The 3,909-nt window shown below is 70.0% G+C and carries 3 protein-coding genes; 1 reads left to right on the plus strand and 2 read right to left on the minus strand.

All coding sequences use genetic code 11. The annotated features are described in order from the left end of the window. The first annotated feature begins 154 nt into the window (after positions 1–154). A complete protein-coding gene (locus G5C51_RS40465; RefSeq protein WP_240930268.1) occupies positions 155–2,431 on the plus strand; it encodes a glycoside hydrolase family 95 protein in 2,277 nt (758 codons plus the stop codon). On the opposite strand, the gene G5C51_RS40470 is transcribed toward G5C51_RS40465, so the two are convergent. Continuing rightward, positions 2,428–3,165: a heparin lyase I family protein gene (locus G5C51_RS40470; RefSeq protein WP_165245705.1), complete on the minus strand. Its 738-nt coding sequence runs from the start codon at positions 3,163–3,165 to the stop codon at positions 2,428–2,430. The genes G5C51_RS40465 and G5C51_RS40470 overlap by 4 nt on opposite strands. Positions 3,166–3,176: 11 nt before the next feature. Beyond that, a partial coding sequence (locus tag G5C51_RS40475) for a polysaccharide lyase family protein (RefSeq protein ID WP_206314851.1) occupies positions 3,177–3,909 on the minus strand: 733 nt, incomplete at its 5' end.

Below are 3,909 nucleotides of genomic sequence, written 5' to 3' on the forward strand. Positions count from 1 at the left end.
CCCCAGCCACCCCACAAGTCACCACCCCCCAAGGTCTTGCCAGACATTGGTCCCATGTCTAGCGTGACGCGGCATGGCTGACGGGATCACGCGAAGAGTGACAGTAAAGCTGGCCGCCGCCGGTGCAGGGGCCTTAGCGGCGGGGGTGCCAGCAATGGCGGCTGCGCACGCCAAAAGCCCCAAGAGCTCGGATGAATTGACCCTCTGGTACGACAAACCCGCCACCGACTGGGATCGCGAAGCCCTGCCCATCGGCAATGGTGCGCTCGGTGCCATGGTCTTCGGCGGCGTCGGCACCGAGCGGCTGCAGTTCAACGAGAAGACCCTCTGGACGGGCGGGCCCGGATCCGCCCAGGGATACGACTTCGGCAACTGGACCGACCCCCGCCCAGGCGCCCTCGACGGCGTCATCGAGCGCATCGACGACGAAACGAAGCTCACCCCCGACGCCGTCGCCGCCGAGCTCGGCCAGCCGAAGCACGGGTTCGGCGCCTATCAGACCTTCGGCGACCTCTACCTGGACGTCCCCGGCGCCCCCGAGCAGCCGGAGGCGTACCGCCGCGACCTCGACCTCCGCGACGCCGTCGCGGGGGTGAGCTATCGCGCGGACGGAGTGACGTATCAGCGGCGCTACTTCGCCTCCTACCCGGCCGGCGTGATCGTCGGCCGGATCGCCGCCGACCAGCCCGGCAAGATCGCCTTCACCCTGCGCACCACCTCCCCGCACGCGGACCGCACCGTCACCGCCGAAGGGGACCGGCTCACCTGGCACGGCAAGCTCGCCGACAACGGCCTGCGCTACGAGGCGCAGATACGGATCGCCACCGAGGGCGGCGGCAGCGTCCAGGCAGGCGACGGCACCCTCACCGTCGCCAACGCCGACGCCGCCTGGTTCGTCCTCTCCGCGGGCACGGACTACGCCGACACGTACCCGCACTACCGCGGCACCGACCCCCACGACCGCGTCACCACCGCCGTCGACGCCGCCATCCGCACCGGCCACGACGCCCTCCTTGCCGAGCACACCCGCGACCACCGCGCCCTCTTCGACCGCGTCGCCCTCGATATCCGCCAGTCCACGCCCACCGACCTCCCCACCGACCGCCTCCTCACCTCCTACACGGGCGGCACGACCGCCGCCGACCGGGCCCTCGAAGCGCTCTTCTTCCAGTACGGCCGCTACCTCCTGATCGCCTCCTCCCGCCCCGGCTCACTCCCCGCCAACCTCCAGGGCGTCTGGAACCACAGCACCACCCCACCCTGGTCGGCCGACTACCACGTCAACATCAACCTGCAGATGAACTACTGGCCGGCCCTCCCGGCCAACCTCGCCGAGACCCTCGACCCGCACGACGCGTTCGTACGGGCGCTGGTGCCGCCGGGGCGGGTGACGGCGAAGGAGATGTTCGGCGCCGGCGGGTGGCTCGTGCACAACGAGACCAATCCGTACGGGTTCACCGGCGTGCACGACTACGCGGAGTCGTTCTGGTTCCCCGAGGCCGCCGGGTGGCTCTGCCAGCAGCTCTACGAGCGCTACCGCTACAGCGGCGATACGGACTACCTGCGGCGCACCGCGTACCCGGTGATGAAGGAGGCCGCCGCCTTCTGGCTGGACAATCTGCACACCGACCCGCGCGACGGCCTGCTCGTCGTCTCACCGAGCTACTCACCCGAGCACGGGGACTTCACCGCCGGCGCCGCCATGGCCCAGCAGATCGTGTACGACCTGTTCACCAGCACCCTCGCGGCCGCCCGTACGCTCGAAGACGACGACGCGGACTTCCGCGCCCGCACCGAGAAGGCCCTCGGCAAGCTCGACCCCGGCCTCCGTATCGGCTCCTGGGGCCAGCTCCAGGAGTGGAAGACCGACCTCGACAACCAGTCCGATGACCACCGCCATGTCTCCCACCTCTTCGCCCTCCACCCCGGCCGCCGGATCGAGCCGGGCAGCAAGTGGGCCGCGGCCGCGAAGGTCTCGCTGACCGCGCGCGGTGACGGTGGCACCGGCTGGTCCAAGGCCTGGAAGATCAACTTCTGGGCGCGGCTGCGGGACGGCGATCACGCCCACAAGATGCTCGCCGAGCAGCTGAAGTCCTCCACCCTCCCCAACCTCTGGGACACCCATCCGCCCTTCCAGATCGACGGCAACTTCGGGGCCACGTCCGGCGTGTGCGAGCTGCTGCTGCAGAGCCAGCACGGCGTGCTCGAGGTGCTGCCCGCCCTCCCGGCCTCCTGGCCGGACGGCAGCGTGCGCGGGCTGCGGGCGCGCGGGGACGTCACGCTCGACGTGGAGTGGACCGGCGGCCGGGCGGCGAAGGTGGCGCTGACCGCGGGGCGGGACGGTGCGCTGACCGTCCGCAGCACACTCTTCCCCTCCGGCGAGCACACCTTCACCGCCCGGGCCGGGCAGCGGTACGAGTTCGGGGGCTAGCCGACGTCGCCGTACGACGTGCCGATCCGCAGCTCACGCACCCTGTTCACGATCTCCGTGGTCGTGTTGCCCCGGTCGTACGCGCCCCACTTCGGGTCGTTGTAGCCGTCCCAGGTGCGGCCGGTGAAGCGGGTGGAGCCGTTGCTGAACGTCTGCTTGGCGCCGTCGACGTACAGCTCGGCCCACCCGCCGGACGCGGAGTCCGAGGTGTGGATGCCGAGGGCGAAGCGGTGCCAGTCGTTCGCCGCGACCGGCTTGCTCCAGATCGTCGTCCAGCCGGAGCCGTTCGGCGGGGAGTAGTGCAGCACCAGCTTGCCCTGCGCGACCGTCATGATCAGCGGGTAGTTCTGGGCGCCGTTGGGATACGACTTCCACTGGAAGACCGAGAAGTCGCCGTCCAGGCCGGTCGTCGTCGATACCTTGCTCTCCCAGCCGAGCCAGTACGTCTGGCCGGCGGCGAACTTGTGCTGGCTGCCGTCGACCCGGATGCCCCGGGTCTCGCAGCGCTCGCTGCCCACCGCCTTCTCGTAGCGGTAGGCGGTGGCGCCGTCCGGCTGGTCGGCCGTGACGAGGCTGCCGGGGGAGGGGCACTCGACGTTGCCGAAGACGGCCAGGCCCTTCGCCGGGTCGCCGGTCCAGAGCAGTGCGGCATGGGCCTGGGTGGTGGTCAGCAGCCAGGCCGCGGTGGCGGCCGTGGCGGCGAGGACGGGGACGCGCAGGCGTCGTCCGGGCATGACTCCTCCGTTCAGTCGACGTCGCCGTAGGTGGTGCCGACCTTCAGGTCGTCGATCCAGTTGATGACGCGCTTGTCCTGCACCTCGGCGCCGTACGTGCCCCAGCGGATGTCATTGCCGAGGTCGTCCCAGGTGCGGCCGGAGAACTCGGCGACCTTGGTGCCGTTGTAGTACGCCTCCACCCAGCCGCTCGACGCGTCGCTCGACGTGTGGATGCCGAGCACGATCCGCTTGTACGTGGACGTCTCGACCGGGGTGGACCACTTCAGCTGCCAGTCCTCGCCGGGGGCGATGTAGAAGAGCTTCAGCTGCCCGCCCTCGACCTTCATCAGCACCGGGTAGTTCTGCTGGTGCTGGTCGCCGGTGCCGTACGACTTCCACTGGAAGATCGTCGCGGCGTCCGGGGTGTTGGTGCTCGTGTCCCAGCCCAGGTAGTAGGTGCTGTTGTTCTTGAAGGTGTAGCGGGAGCCGCCGACCGAGATGCCGTGGGCCTCGCAGCGCTCCAGGCCGAGCGGCTTGTTGAACTTGAAGACCTGGCCGCGGCCGTCGTTGTTGTCCTGCGCGGTGACGCTGCCGGGGGAGTCGCACAGGATCGAGGAGAAGACGCCGGTGCCGCCGGCGGCGTCGCCGTTCCAGATGATGCTGGCGCTGGCCGGGGACGCGTAGATCAGTCCCAGGCTGCAGGCGATCGCGGGGATGGTCCAGCGCAGTAGACGCATCAGCATGTGCCCTTCGGGTGTGGGG

Origin of the sequence: Streptomyces coryli (assembly GCF_011044975.1) — a bacterium.
In the GTDB taxonomy this organism is placed as follows: domain Bacteria; phylum Actinomycetota; class Actinomycetes; order Streptomycetales; family Streptomycetaceae; genus Streptomyces; species Streptomyces coryli.

Bases quoted from the DNA above. Each gene is read 5' to 3' on its own strand.
- G5C51_RS40465 (WP_240930268.1), top strand. From the start codon at position 155: ATGGCGGCTGCGCACGCCAAAAGCCCCAAGAGCTCGGATGAATTGACC.
- G5C51_RS40470 (WP_165245705.1), bottom strand. From the start codon at position 3,165: ATGCCCGGACGACGCCTGCGCGTCCCCGTCCTCGCCGCCACGGCCGCC.